The 26,030-nt window shown below is 54.3% G+C and carries 25 protein-coding genes; 18 read left to right on the top strand and 7 right to left on the bottom strand.

The window, feature by feature from the left end:
* From AAGR08_RS09100 to rluF, 8 genes are all read left to right on the top strand, one after another.
* Positions 1-945: an ABC transporter permease gene (locus tag AAGR08_RS09100; protein WP_345829707.1), complete on the top strand. Its 945-nt coding sequence runs from the start codon at positions 1-3 to the stop codon at positions 943-945.
* Entirely contained in the window at positions 938-1,942 is a 1,005-nt protein-coding gene (locus AAGR08_RS09105) for an ABC transporter permease (protein WP_097097298.1), read from the top strand. The genes AAGR08_RS09100 and AAGR08_RS09105 overlap by 8 nt, the downstream gene beginning before the upstream one ends.
* A 96-nt stretch (positions 1,943-2,038) precedes the next feature.
* Entirely contained in the window at positions 2,039-3,139 is a 1,101-nt protein-coding gene (locus AAGR08_RS09110) for an ABC transporter ATP-binding protein (protein ID WP_345829709.1), read from the top strand.
* A gap of 27 nt (positions 3,140-3,166) precedes the next feature.
* Positions 3,167-4,444 (top strand): ABC transporter substrate-binding protein, encoded by a 1,278-nt coding sequence (locus tag AAGR08_RS09115; protein ID WP_345829710.1) that lies wholly within the window; start codon positions 3,167-3,169, stop codon positions 4,442-4,444.
* Between the two features lie 54 nt (positions 4,445-4,498).
* Positions 4,499-5,359 (top strand): sugar ABC transporter permease, encoded by an 861-nt coding sequence (locus tag AAGR08_RS09120; protein WP_345829711.1) that lies wholly within the window; start codon positions 4,499-4,501, stop codon positions 5,357-5,359.
* The gene (locus AAGR08_RS09125; protein WP_345829713.1) at positions 5,356-6,174 is read left to right on the top strand and encodes a carbohydrate ABC transporter permease; all 819 of its coding nucleotides are present in this window, start codon (positions 5,356-5,358) and stop codon (positions 6,172-6,174) included. The genes AAGR08_RS09120 and AAGR08_RS09125 overlap by 4 nt, the downstream gene beginning before the upstream one ends.
* 12 nt (positions 6,175-6,186) lie before the next feature.
* On the top strand, positions 6,187-7,107 hold the full coding sequence (locus AAGR08_RS09130) for a metallophosphoesterase (RefSeq protein ID WP_345829714.1): 921 nt from the start codon (positions 6,187-6,189) through the stop codon (positions 7,105-7,107).
* 96 nt (positions 7,108-7,203) lie between these two features.
* On the top strand, positions 7,204-8,085 hold the full coding sequence (gene rluF / locus AAGR08_RS09135) for a 23S rRNA pseudouridine(2604) synthase RluF (RefSeq protein ID WP_345829715.1): 882 nt from the start codon (positions 7,204-7,206) through the stop codon (positions 8,083-8,085).
* Positions 8,086-8,147: 62 nt separating this feature from the next.
* Here rluF and AAGR08_RS09140 read toward each other — a convergent pair whose 3' ends face one another.
* On the bottom strand, positions 8,148-8,912 hold the full coding sequence (locus AAGR08_RS09140) for a hypothetical protein (protein WP_345829716.1): 765 nt from the start codon (positions 8,910-8,912) through the stop codon (positions 8,148-8,150).
* 297 nt (positions 8,913-9,209) lie between these two features.
* Between AAGR08_RS09140 and AAGR08_RS09145 the strand changes: the two genes are divergently transcribed.
* From AAGR08_RS09145 to AAGR08_RS09160, 4 genes are read left to right on the top strand one after another with little or no spacing between them, the layout of a single operon-like run.
* Entirely contained in the window at positions 9,210-10,187 is a 978-nt protein-coding gene (locus AAGR08_RS09145) for a sugar ABC transporter substrate-binding protein (RefSeq protein WP_097097306.1), read from the top strand.
* A complete protein-coding gene (locus tag AAGR08_RS09150) occupies positions 10,177-11,700 on the top strand; it encodes a sugar ABC transporter ATP-binding protein (RefSeq protein WP_345829717.1) in 1,524 nt (507 codons plus the stop codon). Before AAGR08_RS09145 ends, AAGR08_RS09150 begins: the two co-directional genes overlap by 11 nt.
* Positions 11,697-12,710: an ABC transporter permease gene (locus tag AAGR08_RS09155; protein ID WP_345829718.1), complete on the top strand. Its 1,014-nt coding sequence runs from the start codon at positions 11,697-11,699 to the stop codon at positions 12,708-12,710. The genes AAGR08_RS09150 and AAGR08_RS09155 overlap by 4 nt, the downstream gene beginning before the upstream one ends.
* Entirely contained in the window at positions 12,703-13,689 is a 987-nt protein-coding gene (locus AAGR08_RS09160) for an ABC transporter permease (RefSeq protein ID WP_345829719.1), read from the top strand. The genes AAGR08_RS09155 and AAGR08_RS09160 overlap by 8 nt, the downstream gene beginning before the upstream one ends.
* Positions 13,690-13,738: 49 nt before the next feature.
* On the opposite strand, the gene AAGR08_RS09165 is transcribed toward AAGR08_RS09160, so the two are convergent.
* Together AAGR08_RS09165 and AAGR08_RS09170 are read right to left on the bottom strand one after the other, a co-directional pair.
* Entirely contained in the window at positions 13,739-14,992 is a 1,254-nt protein-coding gene (locus tag AAGR08_RS09165) for an SfnB family sulfur acquisition oxidoreductase (RefSeq protein ID WP_345829720.1), read from the bottom strand.
* A gap of 110 nt (positions 14,993-15,102) precedes the next feature.
* Positions 15,103-16,131 (bottom strand): NADP-dependent oxidoreductase, encoded by a 1,029-nt coding sequence (locus AAGR08_RS09170; RefSeq protein ID WP_345829721.1) that lies wholly within the window; start codon positions 16,129-16,131, stop codon positions 15,103-15,105.
* A 333-nt stretch (positions 16,132-16,464) separates the two neighbouring features.
* Between AAGR08_RS09170 and AAGR08_RS09175 the strand changes: the two genes are divergently transcribed.
* Positions 16,465-17,583, top strand: a complete 1,119-nt coding sequence (locus tag AAGR08_RS09175; protein WP_345829722.1) for a beta-propeller fold lactonase family protein — start codon at positions 16,465-16,467, stop codon at positions 17,581-17,583.
* A 47-nt stretch (positions 17,584-17,630) separates the two neighbouring features.
* Here AAGR08_RS09175 and AAGR08_RS09180 read toward each other — a convergent pair whose 3' ends face one another.
* From AAGR08_RS09180 to AAGR08_RS09190, 3 genes are all read right to left on the bottom strand, one after another.
* On the bottom strand, positions 17,631-18,038 hold the full coding sequence (locus AAGR08_RS09180; RefSeq protein WP_345829723.1) for a cupin domain-containing protein: 408 nt from the start codon (positions 18,036-18,038) through the stop codon (positions 17,631-17,633).
* 117 nt (positions 18,039-18,155) lie between these two features.
* Complete coding sequence (locus tag AAGR08_RS09185) at positions 18,156-19,586, bottom strand: cytosine permease (protein WP_345829724.1); 1,431 nt, start codon at positions 19,584-19,586, stop codon at positions 18,156-18,158.
* 303 nt (positions 19,587-19,889) lie between these two features.
* Entirely contained in the window at positions 19,890-20,171 is a 282-nt protein-coding gene (locus tag AAGR08_RS09190) for a VF530 family protein (protein WP_345829725.1), read from the bottom strand.
* A gap of 135 nt (positions 20,172-20,306) precedes the next feature.
* Here AAGR08_RS09190 and AAGR08_RS09195 point away from each other — a divergent pair, with 135 nt between their 5' ends.
* Complete coding sequence (locus AAGR08_RS09195; protein WP_345829726.1) at positions 20,307-20,615, top strand: hypothetical protein; 309 nt, start codon at positions 20,307-20,309, stop codon at positions 20,613-20,615.
* 19 nt (positions 20,616-20,634) lie between these two features.
* Here AAGR08_RS09195 and AAGR08_RS09200 read toward each other — a convergent pair whose 3' ends face one another.
* Positions 20,635-21,294, bottom strand: coding sequence for a DUF1345 domain-containing protein (locus AAGR08_RS09200; RefSeq protein WP_345829727.1), 660 nt, complete (start codon positions 21,292-21,294; stop codon positions 20,635-20,637).
* A 168-nt stretch (positions 21,295-21,462) separates the two neighbouring features.
* Between AAGR08_RS09200 and AAGR08_RS09205 the strand changes: the two genes are divergently transcribed.
* The 4 genes from AAGR08_RS09205 (at position 21,463) to AAGR08_RS09220 (ending at position 25,992) form a co-directional block, all read left to right on the top strand.
* Positions 21,463-22,242 (top strand): class I SAM-dependent methyltransferase, encoded by a 780-nt coding sequence (locus tag AAGR08_RS09205; protein ID WP_345829728.1) that lies wholly within the window; start codon positions 21,463-21,465, stop codon positions 22,240-22,242.
* 240 nt (positions 22,243-22,482) lie between these two features.
* A complete protein-coding gene (locus tag AAGR08_RS09210; RefSeq protein ID WP_345829883.1) occupies positions 22,483-23,823 on the top strand; it encodes an ISNCY family transposase in 1,341 nt (446 codons plus the stop codon).
* 596 nt (positions 23,824-24,419) lie between these two features.
* Positions 24,420-24,737 (top strand): helix-turn-helix transcriptional regulator, encoded by a 318-nt coding sequence (locus tag AAGR08_RS09215; protein WP_345829885.1) that lies wholly within the window; start codon positions 24,420-24,422, stop codon positions 24,735-24,737.
* On the top strand, positions 24,727-25,992 hold the full coding sequence (locus AAGR08_RS09220) for a type II toxin-antitoxin system HipA family toxin (protein ID WP_345829729.1): 1,266 nt from the start codon (positions 24,727-24,729) through the stop codon (positions 25,990-25,992). Before AAGR08_RS09215 ends, AAGR08_RS09220 begins: the two co-directional genes overlap by 11 nt.
* Positions 25,993-26,030: the final 38 nt, after the last annotated feature.

Here is a 26,030-nt window from a genome sequence, read left to right on the forward strand (position 1 = left end):
ATGACGGAGCAATCACTTATCGATAGCCCGAGCGCGCCCGCCGCGCATCCGGCGAGGATATGGCGGCGGATCGTACAAGAAGGCAGTGCCCGCCGTGGCCTGATTATCGTGGTGCTGGTGGTGCTTGCCGCGCTGAGTGCGCCCTGGGTGGCGCACGAATTGGGGCATGGCGAAACTGAACAGTTTCGTGATACGGCGCTAAACGACATGGGGATTCCGCTTGGCCCCACGCGCGCGTTTCCGCTGGGGGCGGATGATAATGGCCGCGATGTGTTGGTCCGTACGCTATACGGCACGCGGGTGTCGCTGCTGGTGGCGATTCCTGCCACCACGTTAGCGATGATCATCGGCTTGCTGGTGGGACTGATTGGCGGCTATCGCGGTGGACGTATTGATCTGCTGTGCCAGCAGGTGATTAATCTGGTGCTGTCGTTTCCGTTTGTCGTCACTGCGTTAAGTTTGCTGGCGCTCAATCACAGTAGCGACGGCGGGGCCAAGGTCGATCCTGGCTGGGTGGTGGTGGCGGTGATTACCTTTTTCTCATGGGGCTATTTCGCGCGTCTTACGCGCGGACTGGTGCTGCATCTGCGTCATCAGGAGTTTGTTGCCGCCGCGCAGCTGATGGGTATGACGCGCTGGCACATTTTGTGGCGTGAAATTTTGCCAGCGGTATTGCCGACCGTGGGCGTCTACTGGGCGATTCAGCTGCCGACCAATATTATTGCCGAAGCCACGCTGTCATTTCTTGGCGTCGGTGTACCGGCACCGGCCGCCAGTCTGGGCAATATGATTGCCGATGTGCAACGTTCGGCGATGTATCAGGTACAACCGTGGTTTTTGGCGGCACCTGCGCTGGCGCTATTTTTTACCGTACTCGGCTTTAATTCGTTAAGCAGTGGCTTACGCAACGTGTTTGATCCTCATCTGGACCGCGCTCATGGCTAAATTTTTCGCTATTGTCTCACCAATTTTGCGTGCGGCTCTGACGTTGCTGCTGGTGCTGATTGCCGCCTTTATGCTGACACGCATTGCCTATCAGGATCCGGCGGTGATGCTGGCACCGCGTAACGCCACGCCTGAAACCATTGCGGCGGTGGCGCGCGCGCTGCATCTGAACGATCCCTGGTATCAGCAGCTTGGCTATTTCCTGTGGCGTGGCCCGGAAATTCAGGGGACAGCCGTGGGATTAATGCACTGGCCACCGGCGCTGGGCTACTCATTTCGATTCCAGATGCCGGTAACCGAGCTGATTCTGTCTAAAGCTCCGGTGACGTTGTCACTGGCATGCGGTGCGTTAGTGATATGGATGGCCATTTCTATGGTAACGGGCGTGCTCGCGGCACGCTATCGCGAGGGTTTTATCGATCGCGTCTTAGCGCTGTTTTCCTATGCGGCGCTGTCGCTGCCGACCTTTCTGAGCGGTATGCTGATTATCTTTTTTCTCTTCTATCAGCTCTCACTGCACGGGATCGACCTCTTTCCGGCGGGCGGCTATGTCGCGTTTAGCGAGGATGTCTGGCAATGGTTACGGCATTTGCTGTTGCCGTGGCTGACGCTGGCGCTGGCCGAGATCGGTATTTTTCAGCGCGTTATTCGTGCCAGCATGCTCGAAGTGCTGAATCACGATTATATTCGTACCGCGCGCGCCAAAGGCGTTAGCGAATGGCGCGTCTATTTTGATCACGCACTTAAGCCGGCGATGAGTCCGGTGCTGGTATTAACCGGCATGGAACTGGCGGCGATCATGGGCGGCGCGATCGTCACGGAGAAGATGTTCGGGCTGGATGGCGTAGGCCGGTTGGCGATTGATGCGGCGCTGGACGGGGATTTTCCGGTGGTGATTGGCACCACCATTTTCGCCGCCTGCGCCTTTATTCTGTGCAATACCCTGGTGGATATTATCCAAAAGGCGGTGTTCAGTAGCCATGTGCGTGAAGGGTGATGTCAGGGGGCATCACCGTAGCGTCATCTCAACGACATAAATCCTTCATTTCCTTCCGCTAGCTTACCGCCATTCTGATTTTTGGATTGCCGATGCATGAGCCACCTGTCGCTTCATCATATTACCAAGGCCTGGGGCGAGAAAATCGCCCTGAATGACATCAGCTTTGACGCCGCAGAAGGGAGCTTTGTCGCGCTGCTTGGCCCATCGGGCTGTGGCAAATCCACGCTGCTGCGCACCATTGCCGGACTGGAAACGGCGGAAGGCGGCACGATCCACTTCAAACATAGCGATATCACCCATCTGCCGCCGTCGCAGCGCAAGCTTTCAATGGTGTTTCAATCCTACGCGCTGTTCCCGCACCTTAACGTGCGCGAGAACCTACTGTTTGGCCTGAAAGCGCGCGGCGAAGATAAGCACACCTATGCCGCCCGGCTCGATAACGTCAGTCAATTGCTGGAGCTCGATACACTGCTCGCCCGTTTGCCTTCGCAGCTCTCTGGCGGACAGCAGCAGCGCGTGGCGCTGGGCAGAGCGGTCATCGCCAATAACACGCTGTGCTTGATGGATGAGCCATTGTCGAATCTGGATGCCAAACTGCGGCAAAGCATGCGCCGTGAAATCCGCGCCCTGCAGAAAAAGCTGGCGTTGACGCTGCTTTACGTGACGCACGATCAGACCGAGGCGATGAGCATGGCCGACAGCATTATTCTGCTCAACGATGGCCGCATTGAACAGCACGGCACGCCGGACGACCTCTATAACAATCCTGCCAGCATCTTCGCCGCGCAGTTTATTGGGGCGCCGCCAATGAACATTCTGCCGCTGCAGCAGCGGGATAATCATCACTACCTAAGTCATCTCTCGACGCCGGTGGTGGAATATCGCGCGGCGGCGCTCAGTCTGGGATTACGGGCTGAAGATATCCAACTGATTGCGCCGGAACACGCTGCACTGACCGCAACAGCGGTCGGCGCGGAATATATGGGCGCCGACACGCTGTTGGTGTGCATGCTTGCGGGAATAGCAGAACCGCTGACGGTCAAAGTACCGGGGATGCACCATTTCGCCGACGGCTGTGAAGTGGGATTGCAGTGGTCTGCCGCGCGCCAGTATCTGTTTTATAGCGCGAGCGGCAAGCGCTGCGCCCATGCAGAACCCAACATGTTTGCCTCACAGAAAAAATACGCCGTTTAACCGTTGTCATTTGCTTAAGGGAATATCATGTCTGCGATTCGTTATTCACGTTTGGCCTCTGTTTTCATGCTCTGTAGTGCGGCTTCTGCCTTCGCCGCCGATCCGGTCAAGCTGCAAATGTATTATCCGATCGCGGTAGGGGGCAAAGTGAGCCACACCGTGGATGCGCTGGTCGCTGATTTCCAAAAACAGCACCCGGAAGTGAGCATTCAGCCGGTGTATACCGGTGACTATGCCACCACCGTCACCAAAGCCTTGACGGCGTTTCGCGGTGGCAATGCGCCACAGCTGGCGGTTATCGGGGATATCGAAGCCTATTCGCTGATCGATGCCGGGGCCATCGTGGCGGCCAGCGATCTGGCAACCGGTGACGAAGGTAAAAAGTGGATCGACGGTTTCTATCCGGCGTTTCTGCGTCACATTGACGGCAAAGTGTGGGGCGTGCCGTTCCAGCGTTCTACCGTGGTGATGTACTGGAACAAACAGGCGTTTGAGAAAGCCGGCTTGAACGCCGATACGCCGCCGGCTAACTGGCAGCAGGTGGTGGCGTTCAGTAAGAAACTGACGATTAACGATGCCAACGGCGTCAGCCAGTGGGGCATCGAAATTCCCTCCACGCCAAACGGCTACTGGAACTTCCAGGGCTTGTCCGCCACCAACGGCGGTCGTCTGGATAACGGCGCAGGCACCGCCGTTAACTTCAACACGCCGGGCAACGTAGAAACCCTGCAGTGGTTGACCGATCTGGGGCAAAAAGAGCAGGTGTCGCCGAAGGGGGCGATTGCATGGGGCACCACGCCGCAGGATTTTATCAGCGGTAAAACCGCGATGATGATCACCACCACCGGTAATCTGACTAACGTACGCGACAACGCGACATTCCCGTTCGGCGTGGCGATGCTGCCAGAGAAGACCCAGCGCGGCAGCCCAACCGGCGGCGGCAACCTGTATGTATTCAAAAATGCCTCGCCAGAACAGCAGAAAGCCGCGATGGAATTTATCCGCTGGGTAACGTCGCCCGAGCAGGCGGCGCGCTGGAGTATCGCGACCGGTTATGTCGCCACTTCTCCAGCGGCCTGGGAAACCCCGGTGATGAAGGATTACGTGAAACAGGTGCCGCAGGCATTGGTGGCGCGTGAGCAGTTGAAGTACGCGCAGCCGGAACTCTCCACCTACAACAGCGTGCAGATTCAGGATGCACTGAACCACGCGGTTGAAGCAGCGGTGACTCAGGCGAAAACCCCCGCCGAGGCGCTGGAAGATGCGCAGCAGCAGGCCGATCGTCTGTTAAAGGCGTATCAATAACCATGAGTACGCCTCTCGCCGTCGCGCCGATTCGTCGTCCCCGCTTAGGGGTCAATGCAGCTGTATGGCTATCTGCTGATTTTACCGGCGCTGTGCTTTTTACTGCTGTTTACGCACTATCCGGCAGTGGCGACGGTGTGGCAGAGCCTGTTCAGTGCGGCACGTAATGGCCATCCCGCCCGTTTTGTTGGGGTGGATAACTATGTTGCGCTACTGGATGACGATATCTTCATTCAGTCGCTGTGGAATAATCTGCTGTATGCGGCGATCACCATTCCGCTGGCGGTGACGCTGGCGCTGTTGATGGCGCTGGCGGTCAATCGTCATATGCGCGCCAATGCGCTGGTGCGCACCGCGTTCTTTATCCCTTCGCTGTTGCCGATGATCGCCATCGCTAACCTTTGGCTGTTCTTCTATACGCCGCAGCTCGGTTTGCTGAATAAGCTGCTGGCGCTGTTTTCCCTGCCGGCGATTAACTGGCTTGGCGAACCAGGGAGCGCGCTCTATTGCCTGATGGCGGTATCCGTGTGGCGCGAAGCGGGCTTTTTTATGATCTTCTATCTTGCCGCGCTGCAGCAGATCGACCCACGACTCAGCGAGGCCGCTGCGATAGAGGGCGCGTCGCGCCGCTATTTCTTCCGTCGCGTGCAGTGGCCGCTGCTGATGCCGACCACGCTATTTGTGCTGATCAATGCGTCGATGAACGCGTTTCGTATTGTCGATCAGGTGATTGCCATGACCAATGGCGGGCCGAATAACAGCAGTAGCCTGCTGCTGTTTTATATTTATCGCACCGCCTTCAGCTTTTGGAATATGCCGGCTGCGGCTGCCATGACGGTGGTGCTGCTGGCGATCCTCGCCGCGCTTGCGCTGTTCAAATTTAACCTGCTGGATAAGCGAGCCCATTACCAATGAAGCCAAAGATGACGTTTGGCCGCCTGTGTTTGAATAGCGCCATTGGTTTGGCGGCGCTGCTGTGGTTTCTGCCTATTCTGGTGGCGCTGTGGGTGGCAATTCACCCAGCATCGGATCAGGCCAGCTTCGCGCTCTGGTCGCCGCTTACGCTGCAAAACTTCATTCATGCCTGGCACGCCGCGCCGTTTGCTCGCTACTTTCTCAATACCAGCCTGCTGGTGCTGATGATTGTGGTGGTACAGCTGATTCTGGCAACGATGGCCGCCTATGCGCTGGTGCGTTTCCAGCTGAAATTCTCAGGAGTGATCTTTGCGCTGATTCTGCTGCAGCTGATGATTAGCCCCGACGTACTGATTCTGAATAACTACCAGACCATCGGCGCCTTAGGGCTTCGCGATACGCTGATCGGCATTGCGCTGCCGTATTTCTCCTCGGCGTTTGCTATCTTTCTGCTGCGGCAAACCTTTAAAAGTATTCCACTGGTGCTGGAAGAGGCGGCGATTGTCGAAGGGGCCAGTCGATTCTACATTCTGCGCAAAATTTATATCCCGCTGGCGAAGCCGATTTATGTCGCGTTTGCGCTGGTGTCGATCAGTTTCCATTGGAATGATTTCCTTTGGCCGCTGGTGATTACCGATTCCGTTAACGTGCGGCCGCTCACCGTCGGCCTGCAGCTTTTTTCTGCGCCAGAGCAGGGCGTGCAGTGGGCGCTGATTGGCGCAGCGACGTTGATGACCACATTGCCGCTGCTGGTGCTGTTCCTGATTTTCCAGCGTCAGTTTATTCAATCATTTATGCGTGCCGGTATTCGCTAAGGAGTGCTTTCCGTGTCTTATCCGCATCCGCTAACCGCACTACAGCGTGAATTACTGGGTGATGTCGCTGAGCTGTATGCATTGCCAAACGTACGTTCAGCGCCGCTGAGCGACACGCTGCGTTTTGGACTGATTGCCGATCCGCAATATGCGGATATCGACCCCGACCGCGATAAACATCTCTACTATCGTCATGCGTTGCACAAGCTGCCGCAGGCGATTGATGCACTCAACCAGCAGCCGCTGGATTTTGTCGTAACGCTCGGCGATTTGGTGGATCGTCATTGGGAAAGTTATGCAGCGGTGCTGCCGCTTTATCAGCGTCTGGAACATCCGCATGCGGTGGTGTTGGGCAATCACGATGCCCAGACCATTACGCAGCATCTTAATGACGCCGCCGCGCTGCCAAAAAGCTATTACGCCTTCTCGCTGAAAGGGTGGCGCTTTATTGTCTATGACGGTAACGATATCAGTCTGTACTGTAACGCGATGAACGGCGACGATCGTGCAACAGCAGAAGCGATGCTGGTGGCATTGGCGGAGCAGCAGCAACCGCAGGCCAGGCCGTGGAATGGCGCGGTTGGAACCGCGCAAAGGGTATGGATCGAACAACAGCTACAACAGGCGCAGCAGCAGGGGGAGAACGTGGTGGTGTTTGGGCACTATCCGCTGGCACCGCATAACAGCCACAACTTATTAAACGGTAGTGAATTGGCAGAACTGCTTTCTAGTTACAACATACATGGGTGTTTTACCGGACACGATCATCGCGGCAGCTATGCGCGCATCGGTCAAACAGGCTTTTATACCCTAAAAGGGATGCTGGATGGAGCGGAATCAATCCCCTTTGCGGTGGTGGAAATCACCGGCGAGGAAGTGCGCGTCTTGGGTTATGGCGGTGAAATCAGCCATCATCATTCCCGCTGCACATAAATTGCAGGTTGTGGTGCCTGGCGTTAATTGACCAGCAATCAACACTCCCCATAACGCCCCAGGTTGCTGTATAGTCCGTTTTTTTTCGGAGGAACCATGCTGCCTACTTCATCCACACGCCTGAATAAATACATCAGCGAGAGCGGAATCTGCTCGCGCCGGGATGCCGATCGTTATATCGAACAAGGCAACGTTTTCATTAACGGCAAACGTGCCGCCGTCGGTGCACAGGTGTTTGTTGGGGATGAAGTCAAAGTTAATGGCCAGTTGATTGAGCCGCGTGATGAAGAGGATCTGGTGCTGATTGCGCTGAACAAGCCGGTAGGCATCATCACCACCATGGAAGAAGGCGAGCGCGATAACATCGGTGATTTTGTTAATCACAGTAAACGCGTGTTCCCGATTGGTCGCCTGGATAAAGATTCTCAGGGGCTGATCTTCCTCACCAACCATGGCGATTTGGTGAATAAGATCCTGCGCGCCGGTAACAATCACGAAAAAGAGTACGTGGTTACCGTTGATAAACCGATCACCGACGAATTTATTGCTGGAATGGCGGCGGGCGTGCCAATGCTGGGCACCGTCACGAAGAAATGCAAAGTTAAGAAAGAATCGACCTTTGTGTTCCGCATCATCCTCGTTCAGGGGCTAAACCGGCAGATTCGCCGCATGACCAAGCACTTCGGTTTTGAAGTCACCAGGCTTGAGCGTACGCGTATTATGAACGTCAGCCTGAAAGGCATTCCGCTGGGCGAGTGGCGTGATTTGACCGATGACGAACTGATCGATCTATTCAAACTGATTGAAGATTCATCTTCAGAAGATCAGAAAACGCAAAAAACGCAGGCGAAGAAGAAGCCGGTCACTGGCGCGAAAAAACCTGTGGCAGGTGGAGCGAAGACGGGCGAAAAAGCGGGTGCAAAGCCGGCCAATCGTCAGCGTTTTTCCCAGCCGGGCCGGAAGAAGAAAGGGCGCTGATGTTTTTGCCAAGCCGTGTGCTGAAAACACAAAGTAGAAATGGCCGGTGCTGAACGCACCGGCTAGGCAACCCGAGCCTCAGTAACAGCATGATGTACCGAGCGATCCGGTCCACTCAGCATGACAGCTTTACCGGCACGCAACCCGCGCTGGAACTGTGCCATCCGCTCTTCACTGATCCCCGCACCGCACCATAATAGATGGTGATCGTGACGGCTTTCCGAGCCATACCGCATCGGCTGTGATGTGCGATCAATTTCAACGCAAAATCCCTGACCGGAAAGACGAATCGCCTCGAGCCAAATCTCCGTTTCATCGCTCACGCTGACCACTTCGAGCAACAGCGGCATGCTTTTTTGGCGCGTTGATGCGCGTGTTACGCAATTGCTGTGGTGAGTAATGGCCTGGTGAAAACGTGCCAGGCGACGCGCTGCGCCGCGACGAGTATCGTCTCTCAGCCAGCGATTGAGAGGTTTCATCAGGATATTAATAAAGTCATCGCTACTGTAATCGCCCGCCAGATTACGTACGGTACGCGCCAGTTCGCGATCGGAACCCAATTCCAGCTGGCGCAACATATCACCACGTCGGGCAAGCCAGCCGGACGATGAACAATCCGCTTCGCCCTTTTTTTCCTGATGGATTTGCCACAGCGTCGCGCCACCGGCGGTTAATGACATCATGGCCAGCACTTCATCAACCTGATGCCTGCTCCAATCCTTGCTGATACTGTTTTCTGATATCAATCCACCGCGCAACCAGCGACGCAGATTTGCGCGGTTGGCACCGGTTAAGGCGCAGACGGTTTCAGTTGAGTAAAAATTCATAAAGAGCCCTCAGATAGAGGGTGAATTGCCGTGGACGTTAGTCCAGGATGAGCAACCATCCTGAACCTTATCTGTATGGATTACCAGTAATGAATGCGATTTCGCTAAAATAGATTGATAAGCGAAGCGCTAAATTTGCATGCTGCTCCCTCTATTCGCTTCCCGACTATTATCAATTGCGACTAGCTTAAGTTGAAAATAGCATTATGGATAAAAAATGGCTGTGATAATTTTTATTTCACGCGCCAGCAAACAGGTGCAACACAACATTTTATTATTTTTTCAGGGATATTAAGAATGAAAAAGCACCGTCTGGCTGGCCTGCTGTTGGCTTCGGCATCATTGTTATTAGGCGTCGCGCACGCCGAAGATAAGCCAATCCCATCACTCGCCGGAAAACGCATTGGTATCACCGTAGCCGGTACCGACCACTACTGGGATCTTAAAGCGTATCAGGGACAAATTGACGAGGTTAAACGCCTTGGCGGTACGCCGATTGCCTTAGACGGCGGTCGCAAGGAGTCGCAGCAAATTGCTCAAATTCAGACGCTTATTGCACAAAAGCCCGATGCAATCATTGAAACGCTTGGTACCGCCTCAGTACTTGAACCCTGGCTGAAAAAAATCCGCGATGCGGGTATTCCGTTATTTACCGTGGATACCGCCAGCCCATCCAGTATTAACGTCACCACCTCAGATAACTTTTATATTGGCGAGCAGCTAGCCTTAAAGCTGGTTAATGATTTGCGCGGCGAAGGCAATATTTTGGTATTTAACGGTTTCTATGGCGTACCGGTGGTTGCGATGCGTTATGACCAGTTAAAGGCCGTGCTGAAATGGTACCCAAAAATTAAAATTATTCAGCCGGAACTGCGCGATGTTATCCCGAATACGGTCCAGGATGCCTATGCGCAAATCAGCCAGTTACTGAATAAATATCCAAAAGGTTCGGTGCAGGCGATTTGGGCGGCATGGGATGTACCGCAAATTGGCGCCACTCAGGCTGTCGATGCCGCCGGACGTAACGAAATCAAAACCTATGCCGTTGACGGTAGCCCGGATGTGGTATCGCTGGTTAAAGATGCAAAATCCAGTGCGGCGGCGGTTGTCGCGCAGCAGCCGTACGTGATTGGTCAAACGGCAGTGCAAAATGTGGCGAAATATCTGGCGGGCGATCGCTCGCTGCCGCCAGCCACCTATGTTCCAGCGATTCTGGTGACCAAAGAGAACGCCGCCGACGCGCAGAAAACGCTGGGCCAAACGGATGGCAAATAACGCGCCGCTATTACACCTGCACGGCATCAGCAAAGCATTTGATGGCGTGCCCGCGCTGCAATCGGTGTCGCTCAGCGTACATGCCGGTGAAGTGCATGGCTTGATTGGTCACAACGGTGCCGGCAAATCGACATTAATCAAGGTGTTAGGCGGTATTCATGCCGCCGATCGCGGCAGCATTACGCTGGATGGTCAGCCGCTCACGTTGGCCTCACCCGCACAGGCGCAGCGGCAGGGGATTGCCATCGTGCATCAGGAGCGGTTACTGCCCGGTTCGTTGACGGTGGCGGAGGCGCTATGGCTCGGCAACGAACCGCGTTTGCTCGCCACGCCGTTTATCCAGCGGCGCCGTATGCGCCAGCAGGCACAGCAGCAGCTACAGCAGCACTTTGGTTTGCAGCTCGATCCCAATGCCTTGATTGCCACGTTAAGTGTGGCAGAGCAGCAGTTAGTCCAAATCTGCCGCGTATTGCAACATCAGCCACGCGTGGTGGTGCTGGATGAGCCTACCGCCGCGCTGGCACGACACGAAGTGCACGCGCTGTTTCGCGTGATTGAACGTATGCGGCAGCAGGGCATCGCGCTGATCTATGTGTCGCACTATCTCGATGAAATACAGACGTTGTGCCAGCGCGTTACCGTACTGCGCGATGGCAAAGATGTGGCGCATTTCACGGCTGAGCAGATATCGCCCAGCGCGCTAATCGGTGCAATGGTAGGGGATACGCAGCATGAACTTACGCCGCGTCAGACACGTCGTGCCGGACAGGAGGTGCTGCAGGTTGCCGCGCTTAGTGCGCCTGGTCGTTTCCATAATGTCTCCTTTACCGGCCGACAGGGCGAGATCATTGGCATTACCGGCCTGTTAGGATCGGGCGGTAAGGCGCTGATCCGAGCACTCTTTGGCCTGGAAACCGCAGTGAGCGGCTCGGTAAAACTGGCTAATGTGGCTGGCATTCCCTCATCACCCTATGCGGCCGTGAAGCGCGGTATCGCTTTTGTGCCGGAAGATCGCCGAGCCAACGGTATCGCACTGGATCTTAGCTTGCGTGACAATGTCACCTTAACCACGGTACAGCGTTTGCTGCGCTGGGGTGGTGTATCGCGTCGGGCCGAAAGCGAACTGGTGGCAAAGAATATTCAGCAGCTGGCGATTCGCACGCCTGGGCAGCTGGCGTCGTTACGCCAGCTCTCGGGCGGCAATCAGCAGAAAGCGGTGCTGGCCAAATGGCTTAACACTGGCGCGCGATTATATCTGCTGGATGAACCGACGGTGGGCGTCGACATTGCCGCGAAGGCCGCGATTTATCATACGCTGCAGCAGCTGGCCAATGATGGCGCACTCATTCTGGTGTTTTCCACCGATCTGCTGGAACTGCAAACGCTTGCTGACCGCATTATGGTACTGGCGCGCGGCGAACATGTCGCTAGCCTGGCGGCACAGCATACCAGCCATCAGGAGATTCTCTCCTGGGCTTCTGGCACTGGCGCGTTAACGGAGCATGCTTCATGAGCGATGTTACCCAATCTGGTCCTCTTGAATCCCCGCAACGTGCAAACGGTCAGCAGTGGCTGCAGCACGTTTCTTTACTGATTATTGTGCTGGTTTTGGCGGTGTTTGCCTGGCTGTCACCGATATTCCTGACGGTGATGAATCTGGGCAATGTGCTGCAACAAACCGCGGTGGTCGGTACTCTGGCGCTGGGGTTAACCCTGGTGTTAAGCGGCGGTGGTTTACAAGGCATCACCGGCGGCATCGATTTGTCGATCGCCGCCAATCTTGGCCTGAGCGCGGCGGTATTCGCCAGCCAGCTCAATGCCGGGCAGCCCATCGCTATTGCGCTGCTGTTGACGCTTTTCACTGGCGCTGCGGTGGGCCTGTTTAATGCGTTGGCGATTGTCTGGCTGGGGATCTTACCGCTGCTGGCAACGCTCACCAGTATGAATATCGCCATTGGGCTGGAAATGGTGCTAACCGGCAATGCATCGGTGCCGGCCAGCAGCAACCTGCAAAATCTGTTGCTGAGTAACGGGCCCTTAGCGGTGTCGTGGCTCGGCTGGTCATTTCTCATTCTGGCCTTTATCGCCATTGCCTTGAGCCGATTGACCTCATTTGGCCTGCGTTTGCAGGCCGTGGGCAGCCATCCACAGGCGGCTAATGCGGCGGGGATTGGCGTCAAACGCTATCAGGGGCTGAGCTATGTGTTGTGCGGTGTGAGTGCGGCCATTGCCGCGATTGCATCGGTGTCGCTGCTCAGCGGTAGCTCACCCGGCGCAAACGACAACCTGCTAATGGTGATCGCCGCTGCATTATTAGGCGTGGTGTTTTCCCGTCGTCTGGTGCCGACACTGGGCGGTGCGTTGATCAGCGCGCTGTTCCTGAGTTTAATCGCCAACGGCTTCCAGCTTATCAACGTCTCAAGTTACTGGATCAACGGCGTCGAAGGCGTATTGATTCTATTAGTAGTGGCGTTAACCGCGCTAATGCGTCGTCGCCAATCCCGGAGAACACAAGGTGTCTGACTCTCTCATATCGCCTGTCACTCAACGCCCGCGTCAGGCCGCTTTGCTGCGCGTCGCTATCGTGCTGCCCTTTATAGCGCTGCTGCTGTTCTTTGTTATTGCCGCGCCCGCTTTCGCCACGGCCTCTAACCTGCGCAGCGTGTTGCTGAATAACGTCGCGCCGCTCGCGATTGTCGCGCTGGCGATGACGCTGGTCACACGTATTGGCGCGATTGATCTGTCGGTTGGCACGGCCATCGATATTGCTTGTCTGGTATTGGTGACACTGATGCTGCATCAGGTCAGTTTGCCCGTGGCGCTGATTGCCGCGTTGGTTGCCGCGCTGTTGGTTGGTGTGTTTAACGCCTTTTTAGTCACGCAGCTGGGCGTGGAGCCGTTTCTCGCCACGCTGGGCACGCTGTTTATTGGACAAAGCGTGCAGCAGCTGTCATCAAACGGCGGGCAACCGATCTATCTGCTGAGCCAAAAGCTGCCCGAGGGCTTTTCCGCGATGGGACACGGTGCATTCCTCGCCATTCCGTTGCCGCTTTGGCTGTTATTTCTGGTTGCGCTGGCGCTTTATCAACTGCTACACCGCAGCGCTACCGGCCGATCGCTGCGGGTGATGGGTGAACAATACAGCGTGGCGCAGCACTCTGGCGTCGCGGTGAAACGGCTGACGGCAATGGCCTTTATTTTAGCCGCGTTGGTTGCGGGGATCGTCGGCTTGATTCTGGCGGCCAATGTCAAAGCCTGGGTGCCGCTGTCGGGTAATGCGTACCTGCTCAACGCCATCGGCGCCAGTTTTATTGGTGCCACGTTCGCGCCATCCCGTCGGCCCAATGTTGTAGGGACGCTGCTTGGCGTCGTGCTGCTGAGCTTTATTGCCAATGGATTACTGCTGGTCGGCTGGAATTTTTACTGGCAGCAGGTTGCCACCGGTGGATTGATTTTTATTGTGTTGGCGGTCGGCGCGTTACGCGCGCGACGTCATGCGTGATAGCGGCAAACAGGAACAGCCGGAATTTCGGCTGATCCTGTTGCTACCTTTAGCTCCAGGCATGCCGCGGCGGCGGGGTGCCGTTAAGGTAATAATTTCCTACATGGTAATACTTCCAACGCACCGGATCGTGTAGCGTGTGCGTGCGCGCGTTGCGCCAGTGCCGGTCAAGGTTGAACTCCTGCAACGTAGAACGGGTTCCCGCCAGTTCAAACAGCTTGTTGCCGGCCAAAATGGCGATTTCGGTGGTCAGCACTTTGGCTTCTGCGGTGGCGACTGTCGCCTCCGCGACCGTGGATTCGTCGGGCTGCTGCAGTGCCAGATCAATCGCTTGACCGGCGCGCCACAGTAGAGCTTCAGCTGCGTGAAGGCGGATTTTTAAATCACCCACCGCAGCCAGCGTAAAGTGATCATCGGATGCGCGCTCTTGACCACTATCAATCCAGGGCCGTGAACGCTCGCGGATAAAATGCAGCGTGTCTTCAATGGTGCCGCGCGCAATGCCGACATCAACGGCTGCCTGAATAATCTGCGAAATCGGACCGGCTGCAGTTGGGCGCTCAAAGGCTTGAAACACGGGGATCACGCGTGAAAGCGGGGCACGCACATTATGCAACAATACCGTGCCGGATGCCGTGGTGCGCTGGCCAAAGCTCGACCAGTTATTGATGATGGTGATGCCGGGCGAGCTGCGGTCGAGGACGATAAGATGGGCGCGATCCTGTTCATCAAGCGCTACCGCGTGAATGCGATGCGCGAGTAGCGCGCCGGTGGCGTAGAATTTTTCACCGTTGATCACCACTTCATCGCCATCCTGCTTAAAGCGCGTCTGAAAATCGGCAACGGTACGCGAGTTTTTCTCAGAGAAAGCATTACCCCAGCGCAACCCGGCCAGCACTTCGCTCAGTAGCTCGTGTTTCTGCGCTTCCGTGCCATCGGCAATGAGGTGCGCGACACCCGCCAGATGGTTTTGTGGCAGCTGCCCCAGCGCAGAATCCGCCGCCGAAATGATGGCGATCACTTTCGCTACCGTTACCCAGGATACACCTGCGCCGCCCAGGTTTTTCGGGATCGCCATCGCCCACAAACCACTTTGAGAGAATGCGTCTAACTCTTTAAGCGGCAGAATACCTTCGCGGTCACGCCGCGCGGCTTCACGGGCAAACTCGCTGGCCAGCCGCTGAGCAATCTCAATCGCCTCGGCATCATCACGAATGCGGTGAGCCGGCTCGGTAGGTAAGGGGACGGGCGCTTCGGCCTGTTGAGAATTAACCTTGAGGTTAGGGGTGGGACTGAGCGACATGAGAACTCCCGGTAATTACGCTATAGGGAAAAATATCATCTCATGCGCTCAGTTCACGCCATATCTCAATTGCAGCTATGCAAAGTGAAAAATGGCGTTAACACAACGGGTTACTGCGCTACTTTAACCACGGTTTTGCCGAAATTTTTGCCCTTCAGCATATCGAAAAAGGCCTGCGGCGCATTTTCTAAACCTTCAATCATGTGCTCGCGGTAGTGAATTTTTTGCTGCTCTACCAGCGGCGTCATCGCTTTGAGGAATTCAGGATAACGATCGCCGTAATCCTGGAAGATGATAAAGCCCTGCATACGAATGCGGCGCTTGAGGATGCCGCCCATGATCTGTGGTGTGCGATCCGGCCCTGGCGGTAATTCACGGCTGCTGTAACCGGAAACCAACCCGCATACCGGCACGCGTGCTGCGGTGTTTAGCAGGGGGAATACCGCATCAAAGACCTTGCCTCCGACATTCTCGAAATAGATATCGATGCCATCCGGGCAGGCCGCTGCCAATTGCTCAGCAAAGTCGTCGCGGTGATGATCGATGCAGGCGGAGAAACCCAGTTTCTCAATGGCGTAGCGACATTTCTCCTCGCCACCAGCCACACCCACCACGTGACAGCCCTTCAGTTTACCAAGTTGACCAACCGTAGCCCCAACCGGGCCGGTTGCCGCTGCAACCACCAGCGTTTCACCCGCTTTGGGCTGGCCGATATCCATCAATCCCATATAGGCAGTAAATCCTGGCATACCGAGAATACCCAGTGCCCAGGAAGGATGGGGCAAATCGCCCAGCTTCGCCACGCCGCTGCCGTCTGAAACCGCATAGCTTTGCCAGCCGCTTTGCGCCAGCACCACGTCACCTTGCTTAAAATCGGCATGTTTAGACTCAGCGACTTCGCTCACGGTGCCGCCGACCATAGGCTGATCGATCTGCGCCGGTGCGGCATAAGATTTGCTGTCATCCATGCGCCCGCGCATGTAGGGATCGAGCGATAAGTACAGAGTGCGCAGCAGGATCTCACCGTCCTTCAGTTCAGGAATGGGCTGTTCAACCAGGCGAAAATTCTCTTTTACCGGTTCGCCTTCAGGACGTGAAGCGAGCAGCCAAGCCTGGTTGCGTTGATTGGATTGCGACATTGATTTACCTCTATCAGCGTTTTTCACGTCAGGCAAGTGTAGACGAGGATACCTTTCGTAGGTTGTGTATTGATGCCGCGCTAACAGCCGCGCAGAGGATTTATCGAGTGAGCCAGCGCACAAACCTGCGCTAAAATTTTGTGCGGCGAGTTAACGTAACAACATGATTTTTATAACGTGCAGGGCATTTGCCCAATCGGTATCAGGCAATCTCCTATACCGGAGACGCTATTCAACTACCTATACCTATAGCGGTGCTTTTATCCCTACAGGTGACGCTATGACACGATATCAAGAAAAACCCACCCCCGATCAAGAGGCGCAGCGAGCAGCATGAAAAACCTATTCCGCGCGGCGACGCTCTTAGCCACCATGACCGCAAGTGTGCCCTTGCTGGCGCACACTTTCGTTTATGTTTCAGAAGCCGATGATGGCACCATTGCGCGCTACGCCCTCAACGAGCAAACCGGCGCGCTGCAACTGCTGGGCCACACCCACGCCGGTGGCAAAGTGATGCCGATGACGCTGAGCGCCGACCATAAACATCTGTATGCGGCAATTCGCAGTAAACCGCTGCAACTGGTGAGCTGGGACATTGACCGCAATAGCGGCGATCTACATCAATCTACCTCGGTGACGGCTGCGGCCAGTTATCCCTATATTAGTACTGACCGACAGGGGCGCTTTCTGCTTGGGGCATCCTATGATGGTGACGTAGTGCACGTTTATCGTCTGACAAGCGATGGCAAACTCACTGCGCCGCCGGTCGGCAGCTATAAAACCGGGCACGCGGCGCATTCGGTGATTGTGGATGCAAGCGGCGAAAACGCGTATGTCGGCAATCTCGGCACCGATCGCGTGTTACAGCTGAAACTGAGCAAAGAGGGTGACCTGACGGCGCTCGGCAACGGCTACGTCAAAACGGCTGCTGATAACGGGCCACGCCATTCAGTGCTATCACCGGATAATCGCTATCTCTATAACATTGGCGAAATGGGCGGCATCATCACGCAATTCCGCCGTGAGCCAGGCGGTGAGCTGGTTAAGGTGGCAGAAATGCCTAACGCCGTTGCCGCGCAATACAGACTTGCGCATGGACGCGAGCGTCCACCGGGCTATAGCGATACCACGCCACGCATCTGGTCTGCCGATATTCGTCTTACGCCAGATGGACGTTTTCTGTATGTCAGCGAACGCACCAGCAGCACCATTAGCGGTTATCGGGTGAGTAAAGCCGATGGGAAATTGTCGCTGATTGATAGCTGGCAGGTAGAGAAACAGCCGCGCGGGATAGCGATTACATCCGATGGTCGCTGGCTAATCGCCAGTGGTGAGAAGAGTGCGGTTATCGGCAGCTATGCCATTGAAGCAGGAAGCGGGGAGCTTAAGCGAGTGAGTGAAGCAGCCGCTGGCGGCGATGCTAATTGGGTGACGACGGTAACGTATAACTAGCCTCGTGAACGCTGCAGGTGCGCAGAAATGCGCACCCGACAGCCACTTCAGGACAACTGTTGATATTCATCATCCGTAACGGGCTCCAGCCATTCGTTGGAGGCGCCCTCGGCCGGAACAGCGATAGCAATGTGAGCAAACCAGCTATCTGCCGCCGCACCATGCCAATGCTTTAATCCTGCAGGAATGTTAACCACATCGCCCGCAACCAGCTGACGGGCTGGCTGATTCCACGCCTGATACCACCCGCGTCCCCCCGTGACCAATAAGATCTGGCCACCACCGTGATGAATATGCCAGTTATTACGGCAGGCGGGTTCAAATACCACATTACCAATGGTAACGCCTTCCGTTGTCAGCATGTTCAGGTAGCTTGTGCCGGTAAAATATTGCGCAAGCGCTTCATTTTTAGGCCCTTTTGGGAATATGCCATTGCCATCAAATTGTTCGTTCATCTTTATCTCCATTTGTGCAGCGTGGATAAAGTGTAGAGGTTGGCTGATTAAATGATAATGCGCTCAAAGCCGAATACACTTGTGAGCGCGATTCATTAATTCCTCAATGTGACAACGTCACGCAATGGGATAAATTGATTGTTTTAGGGTGCCACGACGATCAAACTTTTTCGCGCTTAGCCACAGCAGGGCTGTCACAAACCAACCGATAATCCAGGACACGTCATTACCCGCAAAAATCCAGGTTAATGAGCCATGATGTAGCGGGCTATCAATGAACGGCAACTGCACCAGCACGCCACAGAAGTAGACAATAATGCCTGCCCAATTCCAGCGAGCGTAACGGCCATGCGGTTGCGACAGCGCCGGTACATCCACTTTGCCTTTGGTAATAAGATAGAAATCGGTCAGGCTTATAGCACTCCACGGCACGAAAAAGGCCAGTAAAAACAGCAGAAAATGCGTGAAGGATTTGAGGAACGCCGGTTCGCTGATGAGGGCAATAACGCAGGAAACCGCTACCATCAGCACCACAAAGAGTATACGGCCGCCACGACTGAGCGATGTCTTCTGACGGAACCCCGAAACGATAGTCGTCAACGACATAAAACTGCCGTAAGCATTCAGCGTGGTGAAGGTAATTTTGCCGAAGCAGATGGCAAAATAGATCACCATCGCCATCGTCGCGCTACTGCCTAAACTCACGATATAGCCGACCTCATTCCCTGGAAACGCTTTGCCGGCAATGGCCGCGACGATGACGCCCAATGTCATGGATGCCTGAGTGCCCAATACGGTACCAAAGAACACCGAGCTGAAGAGTTTTTTCGCCGAGACATTGGTGGGTAAATAGCGAGAATAGTCAGAGACATAAGGACAGAACGCAATTTGCCACGATGATGATAGCGAAACGGCAAGCAGGAAATTAGCAATCGTGAAGTGCTGGTTTTGCCACACGGCGCTAAGGTCATGTGTGGAAAGCAGGGTGATAAACAGATATACAAAGGCCAGCACGCCGATAACGCTGGCCACTTTTCCCAGCTTGTGAATCACACGATAACCCAGCACCGCAATGACAACGATGATCGCGCTGAACAAGATCATACCGGTCGCATTGCTGGTATTGATGAGTTTGGCGAGTGCCTGACCCGCTAACACCGTGCCGCTGGCTGAAAAGCCGACGTACATAATACAAACCAGCACCAGGGGAATGACCGCGCCATATACCCCAAACTGCATGCGGCTGGTGATCATCTGCGGCAATCCCAGGCGCGGTCCCTGAATGGCATGCAATGACATGATCGCGGCGCCGACAACCTGGCCAACCAGTAAGCCAATAATCGACCACACAACATCGCCCCCCAAAACCACCGCCAGCGCACCCGTCACGATAGCGGTGATTTGCAAGTTGCCGCCGAACCATAACGTGAACTGGCTAAACGGATGTCCGTGGCGTTCGCTCGCGGGAATGTAATCGATAGAGCGTGTTTCTGACAGGCGCTGTTTGTCCGCGCCGCGGTAATCTGCTGCAGGTGATTCGGCTGACATAGTTTCCTCGCTGAAGCGTCAAAATGGGGTCATTTATTGTTGGTATGGTGTGAGTTATCCTGGCACTACATGTATATACATGTAGCGATATTGTCATGAGGATTGGAAACATACAACACCATCAACCATTGGAAAATGTGATGACGCGGGCAAGGTTAATAAGTTGTTAAGCGGGCAAGGTTGTGCGGAATAAGAGGGCGGAAATGTCCATGTTGAGATGACGTCGCTACGTGAATTCTGTGAAAAAAGCAGGGGGATTGTGACTGAGATTTCACGTAGCGCTGCCGACTACATCGGCAAAAATTAGCTGTTACGACCTGTTGTCCAGGGATTGGGGGCGACGTCACCTTCATTCTCCGATCTGAAATCATCCAATGAGTCCAGATAAAGCGCTTCAACTTCCGCGCGCGCCCAGGGCGTCCGTCGTAAAAATTTCAGGCTTGATTTGACGCTAGGATCGCTTTTGAAACAGTTGATATTGATAAGCTTGCCCAGCTTATCCCAGCCATAATGTGCGACCAGCGCGTTAATTTGCATCTCAAGCGTTACGCCGTGCAAGGGATCTTTGGAGCGATGATCGTTCATGGAAAATCCTTAAAAAGTTGACGGGGAAGGTTACAAGAAAGCCGGGCAAGCGGCAATCCTACGATCTTCATTACCGGTAAATCCACTTCAATGCTGTACACTTGTCGCTGTGATTTTACTAATGGACGATACGCTATGAACGACAAGAAAATGATTTCCATCGATCAGTTCACTCTTTCTGAACGTGTGGCGGTAGAAGAAGCCTATAAAGGTTTGCTTGAGAAGTATCGCCAGCGCACGGGCAAAGAGCCGGACGCGAAGAAAGAAAAAGAGTTCACGGCGGAAGCCAGACAACAGATCATGACGGCAAAGTTAGCAAAAGAGAAAGCACTGGCTGATAAAGCAAAGAAAACGCCAACGCGCAGGAAGAAACCTGAATCGCTCAAAGAGAGCGAAGTCAGTGATTTCAACTGGAAGGCATCCGTCATAAAAGGGCGCAGATAGCGCTATTGCTGCTGCACCGTTAACTGAGCAATCCGGCACCCACGTTAACCGATAATCCCAAAATCGCCAGATTGAAGATAAACGAGATGACAGATTGCAGCAGCGTAATCTTGCGCATTTCAGTGGTTCCCGTTGCAACATCAGCCGTTTGTGACGCGACGGCGATGGTGAAGGCGAAATAGAGAAAGTCCCAATAATCAGGATCGTCGGGCTTTTCCGGGAAGATCATCGGTGTGACATCTTTGCTGCGATGCAGATAGTGATGATGCGCATAATGCATCGCGAAGGAGCTGGGCAGCAGTGCCCATGAAACGACGAGCGTCATTGCTGTCAGTAATAAATGAAGCACGCGCGGCGTTCCAGTGAGATGGTGCAACGATGAGAGCTCACTCAGAATCGCCACAATGCTGACCATACAGGCAATGATAACCATGCCCAGCACTAGCGCAGCGCTTTGATCCTGCATTTTGGCGATATGCTGAATATCCTTCACTTCAGTACGCAACATGCGAAACCAGATAAAAATCAGGTACAACCACGCCAAAACATTCCAGCCAATCAACAGGCGTTGCAAAGTGCCAAGCTGAGCGGGAAGAACGTAATAGCAAATAACGCCGGCAATAATTGAGATCAGTAATCGCAGCCGAGCGAAGAGGTGAGTCGTTAGCGAAGAGCCCATGAGATAAGTTGTTCTGCGTGAGGTAGATGGGTTTAAATGTAGACGAAGGCGCTGCTAAGGTCTTGTTGTTAGCGCCAGGCTTAGCAATTATTCCGCCCGTTTGAGGCCGTTCATAGCGGGCGTTATTGAACCAATTCATGTAACTGTTATTGATGCATGAAATGCAGCGTGTTATATATCATCAAAAGATCTCTCATCGCCTGGGAGCATTCCTGTCGTGACATCCAACATCTGATCCAGCGAGGTTTCGCCTTGAATGACGATAAGATAACCATCGGCCTGAATGCCAATATCACACCGTTTATGCAATCAAGTACCGTTGCGGCTTATGTTCAGGACACGCCGAAAAAGGTACCCGGACTGTCCGATCTCCATCGGATGACAACCATTCTGCTGGGTGAAGGTGCGACAGAAGCAGCGCATATCCTTGTTGTGGGTGCCGGTGGCGGTTTGGAGCTGCTGGCCATGGCACAGGCACAGCCCGACTGGCGGTTTACCGGCGTAGATCCGTCGCCGGCTATGCTTGATATTGCACGTCAGACAACCGCATCTTATGCCGATCGAATTGAGCTCGTGACCGGCAAAGTAGACAACGCGCCACACATTCTTTTTGACGGCGCAACATGTTTACTCACGCTACATTTTCTTGATAGAAGCGAACGGCTGCACACACTGAGGCAGATTCGTCGCCGCATGAAGCAGGGCAGTCAAATCGTCATCGCTCACCATGCGGCACCAGACTCCAACTCGCTCCAGTGGTTGACGCGTTCTACCAGCTTTGCTGCCAACCCGGTAAAGGCTGCCTCGTCAGCTAAAACGATGGCTGAGCGTCTTGTGCTTTTATCTGCATCCGAGGAAGAAGCGCTTTTGCGGGAAGCTGGTTTTCTCGAACCATCGCTTTTTTATGCCGCTTTCTCATTTCGCGGTTGGGTAGCTATAGCCGGCTAGTTTCTCGTGAGAGTAGCGTGACGCACTTTATAGCGCGATAACTTGCGTCGCTACGAAACGGGCAGTGAAAGAATATAGGGCTTGTTGGCCAGCACCTGGGCGTGTGAGATAAAGATTGAGTCATTAGATTTAACATAATATACATTATGTGCACTTTGATGTAAGTGCTATTTGATAATGTCACCCAGATACGGCGCGTTTGCCACCTTTTCTGGGAGATCTCTGCTGATGCTGGTGACCATGTCGAACAAAGAACTTCACCGTCTTCCCGTCATTCAGGCTGTTATCGAAAAACGCCTGCGTCGTTGTGATGCTGCTTCACAGTTACAGCTTACTGAACGTCAGGTTCAGCGGCTTATGAACCGCTATCGCGAGTTTGGCGCTGCCGGGCTGACGAACGCGCGTCGTGGTAAACCCGGAACTCACAGGATTGATGATGCGCTGCGTTGCCAGATACTGGCGCTGCTACGTGAAAATTACGTCGGTTTCGGCCCCACACTTGCCGCAGAAAAGCTCCAGCAGCGTCACGGGATTGCGATCTCAGTTGAAACACTACGATGCTGGATGACTGCTGACGGACTCTGGATCCCGCACGCTCGCCGTCAGCCCCGAGTTTATCAGCCTCGTCACCGGCGTGACTGTCTCGGCGAACTTATTCAGATCGACGGCTCTCACCATGACTGGTTCGAAGGCCGCGCACCAAAATGCTGTCTGCTGGTTTACATCGATGACGCGACCGGTCGTCTGATGCACCTGCGCTTCTGCCAGAGTGAATCAGCCTTTGATTACATGATGGCCACGCGCGATTACATCGATAAACACGGCAAGCCGGTGGCGTTTTACAGCGATAAGCACGCAGTATTTCGCGTCAGCCAGGCCGAAACACGACGTACTGGCATGACGCAGTTCGGACGCGCGCTGCACGATCTGAACATTGATCTCATCTGTGCCAACAGCTCGCAGGCCAAGGGCCGCGTCGAGCGCGCCAACCTGACGCTGCAGGATCGGCTGGTTAAGGAAATGCGGCTGGAGAATATTACCGGCATTGATAACGCCAACGCCTGGATTGAAACGTTCATCAGCGACTTCAACCGCCGCTTTGCCAGGCCCGCCAAATACCCGAAAAACCTGCACCGCACCGTCTCGGAGAGTGGTCCGGAGCTGGACGATATCTTCGCCTGGCAGACACTGCGCACGCTCTCAAAATCACTGACTTTTCAGTACGATAAAATTATATATCTTGTTGAACCTACGGAGGAAAACTCACGCATTGCCGGAGAGAAAATCCTTGCTTTTGATTATCCGGACGGCACGCTCGCATTCCGCCACGACAACAGAATCCTGGAATATCAGATGTTCGACAAGCTGGAGTGCATCAGCCACGGGCGCATCGTTGAAAACAAAAGGCTGGGCGCAGTGCTGAAGCTCGCGCAGGAAAAGCAGGATGAGCTGGAGGCCGCAGGAAAAAGAAAGCGAAGCCAGAGTATGCCTAAGAGGCGGGCGCAGGTTCAGGCACAACTCAGAGCAATCAATCCTGTACTGGCTGAGCCGTCACTCTTTAAATCAAGCCTGAAAAAATGAGCTCACTGCCCTTTTCTCTTCATCTGAAAACAGCAAAAGTGACATTAACAAATGGGAAATGAGGGTGACATTATCAATAGGGATAGACATTGATGTTTAACGGCTAAATTCAGATGTCCGCCTCTGGATACATTGAGAAATCCGTTTAATCGTTATTTTTCCAGAGTACCCCGTCTGAGGACGCAACTAATGATGGCTTACCGTGAGCTGAAACCCGGACATTTAAAACTGATGCTCGTGAGTCAATAAGTGAATCGGTCACTATGAATGGTGACCCTACGTCGATATAGCCGGGTTTTTGTAGGGTGCGCATTCATGCGCACCTGCGTAAAAAAGCATTTTTGCTTAAGTGAGCGTCATTAGGACATTTTAGCACTGGCCTCAACGCGAATTATTAGTGCGAAGCGATAATGTTACTTTGAGACTGAGCACCTAAATCTTACCCATCAGGCTCATTAACTCCATAATTTCGTGGTTTATCCCCTACTTTTTCCCTTAACACCTGGAATGATGGATTTAAAAAAATTTACCCGCATTGTTTTTAATTCTATAATATTGGGTATTAACCGCATATTTGGATAATAAGACACAATATGATGGATTTAGCTCTTAGAAAACCCAGCGAAATTGTCAAGCTACTGTGTGAGCGACTGCGTAAAGAGCGCCTGACGCAGCAGATGACGCAGGCTGATATCGCCGCGCGGGCGGGAATTGGCGTCAATACCGTGTCAAATCTCGAATCCGGACGTAACGTGGGATTTGAAAATCTGGTGCGGGTGGCGATGGTGCTGGGACGCGGTAAAGAACTGGAGGCGCTGTTTATGCCGCAGATCGACAGTCTCGACGATCTGCTGCGCTACGAGAAGAACACCGATCGTCAGCGCGTAAAAAGGAGTGCTAACGATGGTCAGTAAAGTCGATGTTTACTACGAAGGCTGGGGTGAACGATGGCTTTGGGGAACGCTGGTCTCTTCTACCGCGCTCACCGGTCGTCCGCTGATCATGTTTGAATACAGCGCAGAAGCAGCGCGGCGCGGGCTAGAACTCTCGTCGCTTAGCCTGCCGCTAAAAGGACCGCGGCTGCGCAGGGATTTCCCCGCGCATCAGCTTGCTCTACCCGGCCCGGTTTACGATGCGTTACCCGATGGTTGGGGCATGCTGCTGATGGATCGCCTATTCCGCCAGCGCGGTCTGAATGCAGCGCGAATCGGACCGTTGGAACGTCTCACCTATATCGGCAGCAATGCGATGGGCGCAATGTCGTTTGTACCCTCCCAGCCTGAAGCGACTTCGCTGGCGGAAGATATTTCGCTGACAAAACTGGCGGCAGAAGTTCAGGAAGTGCTGGATGGCGAAGGCGGTGAATTCCTGCAGCGGCTGTTACAGATGGGCGGCTCACCTCAGGGAGCAAGGCCAAAAGCGCTGCTGTACCGCGATCCGCTTAGCGGTCATTTTACCACTGCCGCCGCCGCTGAAATGGATGCGTGGCTGATTAAATTCCCCGCCAGCAAGGAACATCCCGAAGTCTGCGCGATTGAAGCGGTGTATGCAGAGTGCCTGCGCGAATGCCAGATCGCAACGCCTGATACCGCCTACTTCTCTCTGCCAAATGGACAGGCGGCGTTCGCCTCTAAGCGGTTTGATCATCACAACGGAGTGCGGATACCGATGCAGAGTCTTGCGGCCTTTACCGGCGCAAACTATCAGATACCGGGTGCGCTGGATTACACCAGTTTCCTGCGCGCAACGCAGATCTGTACCAATGATGTCCGCCAGAAAGCATTGGCGTTTGAGCGCGTGGTGTTCAATGTCGTGTTCAACAACCGCGACGATCACCCGAAAAACTTTGCTTACATCATGACGCAAAATGGACAATGGCAGCTGGCTCCTTTCTACGATGTGACCTGGTGCGAAGGACCCGGTGGCTATCATCAAATGGATGTGATGGGCGAAGCGTTGCAAATTGGTCGTGAACATCTTTTCGCGTTGGCCGAGAAGGAAGCCGAGCTGAGTTCAGAACAGGCCAATAATGTTATCGCGAAGTGCTGTGACGTGGCGGCTCGCTTTGCGGCTAAGGCTGCCGATATGTTCCCCGGGCAAATCACCGCAGAAACATTGCGTATCATTCAGACGCGCATGGATGACAATATCAAGCGGTTACGTTATTAGCCCGCCGCTGATAAACCATCGCCGCCCTACTTGCTTCA

Origin of the sequence: Pantoea sp. BRR-3P, from assembly GCF_039621635.1 — a bacterium.
Classification (GTDB): Bacteria; Pseudomonadota; Gammaproteobacteria; order Enterobacterales; family Enterobacteriaceae; genus Pantoea; species Pantoea floridensis.

Bases quoted from the DNA above. Each gene is read 5' to 3' on its own strand.
- AAGR08_RS09145 (WP_097097306.1), top strand. From the start codon at position 9,210: ATGAAAAAGCACCGTCTGGCTGGCCTGCTGTTGGCTTCGGCATCATTG.
- AAGR08_RS09150 (WP_345829717.1), top strand. From the start codon at position 10,177: ATGGCAAATAACGCGCCGCTATTACACCTGCACGGCATCAGCAAAGCA.
- AAGR08_RS09185 (WP_345829724.1), bottom strand. From the start codon at position 19,586: ATGTCAGCCGAATCACCTGCAGCAGATTACCGCGGCGCGGACAAACAG.
- AAGR08_RS09165 (WP_345829720.1), bottom strand. From the start codon at position 14,992: ATGTCGCTCAGTCCCACCCCTAACCTCAAGGTTAATTCTCAACAGGCC.
- AAGR08_RS09170 (WP_345829721.1), bottom strand. From the start codon at position 16,131: ATGTCGCAATCCAATCAACGCAACCAGGCTTGGCTGCTCGCTTCACGT.
- AAGR08_RS09100 (WP_345829707.1), top strand. From the start codon at position 1: ATGACGGAGCAATCACTTATCGATAGCCCGAGCGCGCCCGCCGCGCAT.
- AAGR08_RS09200 (WP_345829727.1), bottom strand. From the start codon at position 21,294: ATGGGCTCTTCGCTAACGACTCACCTCTTCGCTCGGCTGCGATTACTG.
- AAGR08_RS09110 (WP_345829709.1), top strand. From the start codon at position 2,039: ATGAGCCACCTGTCGCTTCATCATATTACCAAGGCCTGGGGCGAGAAA.
- AAGR08_RS09140 (WP_345829716.1), bottom strand. From the start codon at position 8,912: ATGAATTTTTACTCAACTGAAACCGTCTGCGCCTTAACCGGTGCCAAC.
- AAGR08_RS09125 (WP_345829713.1), top strand. From the start codon at position 5,356: ATGAAGCCAAAGATGACGTTTGGCCGCCTGTGTTTGAATAGCGCCATT.
- AAGR08_RS09190 (WP_345829725.1), bottom strand. From the start codon at position 20,171: ATGAACGATCATCGCTCCAAAGATCCCTTGCACGGCGTAACGCTTGAG.
- AAGR08_RS09175 (WP_345829722.1), top strand. From the start codon at position 16,465: ATGAAAAACCTATTCCGCGCGGCGACGCTCTTAGCCACCATGACCGCA.
- AAGR08_RS09195 (WP_345829726.1), top strand. From the start codon at position 20,307: ATGAACGACAAGAAAATGATTTCCATCGATCAGTTCACTCTTTCTGAA.
- AAGR08_RS09115 (WP_345829710.1), top strand. From the start codon at position 3,167: ATGTCTGCGATTCGTTATTCACGTTTGGCCTCTGTTTTCATGCTCTGT.
- AAGR08_RS09120 (WP_345829711.1), top strand. From the start codon at position 4,499: ATGCAGCTGTATGGCTATCTGCTGATTTTACCGGCGCTGTGCTTTTTA.
- AAGR08_RS09155 (WP_345829718.1), top strand. From the start codon at position 11,697: ATGAGCGATGTTACCCAATCTGGTCCTCTTGAATCCCCGCAACGTGCA.
- AAGR08_RS09180 (WP_345829723.1), bottom strand. From the start codon at position 18,038: ATGAACGAACAATTTGATGGCAATGGCATATTCCCAAAAGGGCCTAAA.
- AAGR08_RS09210 (WP_345829883.1), top strand. From the start codon at position 22,483: ATGTCGAACAAAGAACTTCACCGTCTTCCCGTCATTCAGGCTGTTATC.
- rluF (WP_345829715.1), top strand. From the start codon at position 7,204: ATGCTGCCTACTTCATCCACACGCCTGAATAAATACATCAGCGAGAGC.
- AAGR08_RS09105 (WP_097097298.1), top strand. From the start codon at position 938: ATGGCTAAATTTTTCGCTATTGTCTCACCAATTTTGCGTGCGGCTCTG.
- AAGR08_RS09220 (WP_345829729.1), top strand. From the start codon at position 24,727: ATGGTCAGTAAAGTCGATGTTTACTACGAAGGCTGGGGTGAACGATGG.
- AAGR08_RS09215 (WP_345829885.1), top strand. From the start codon at position 24,420: ATGGATTTAGCTCTTAGAAAACCCAGCGAAATTGTCAAGCTACTGTGT.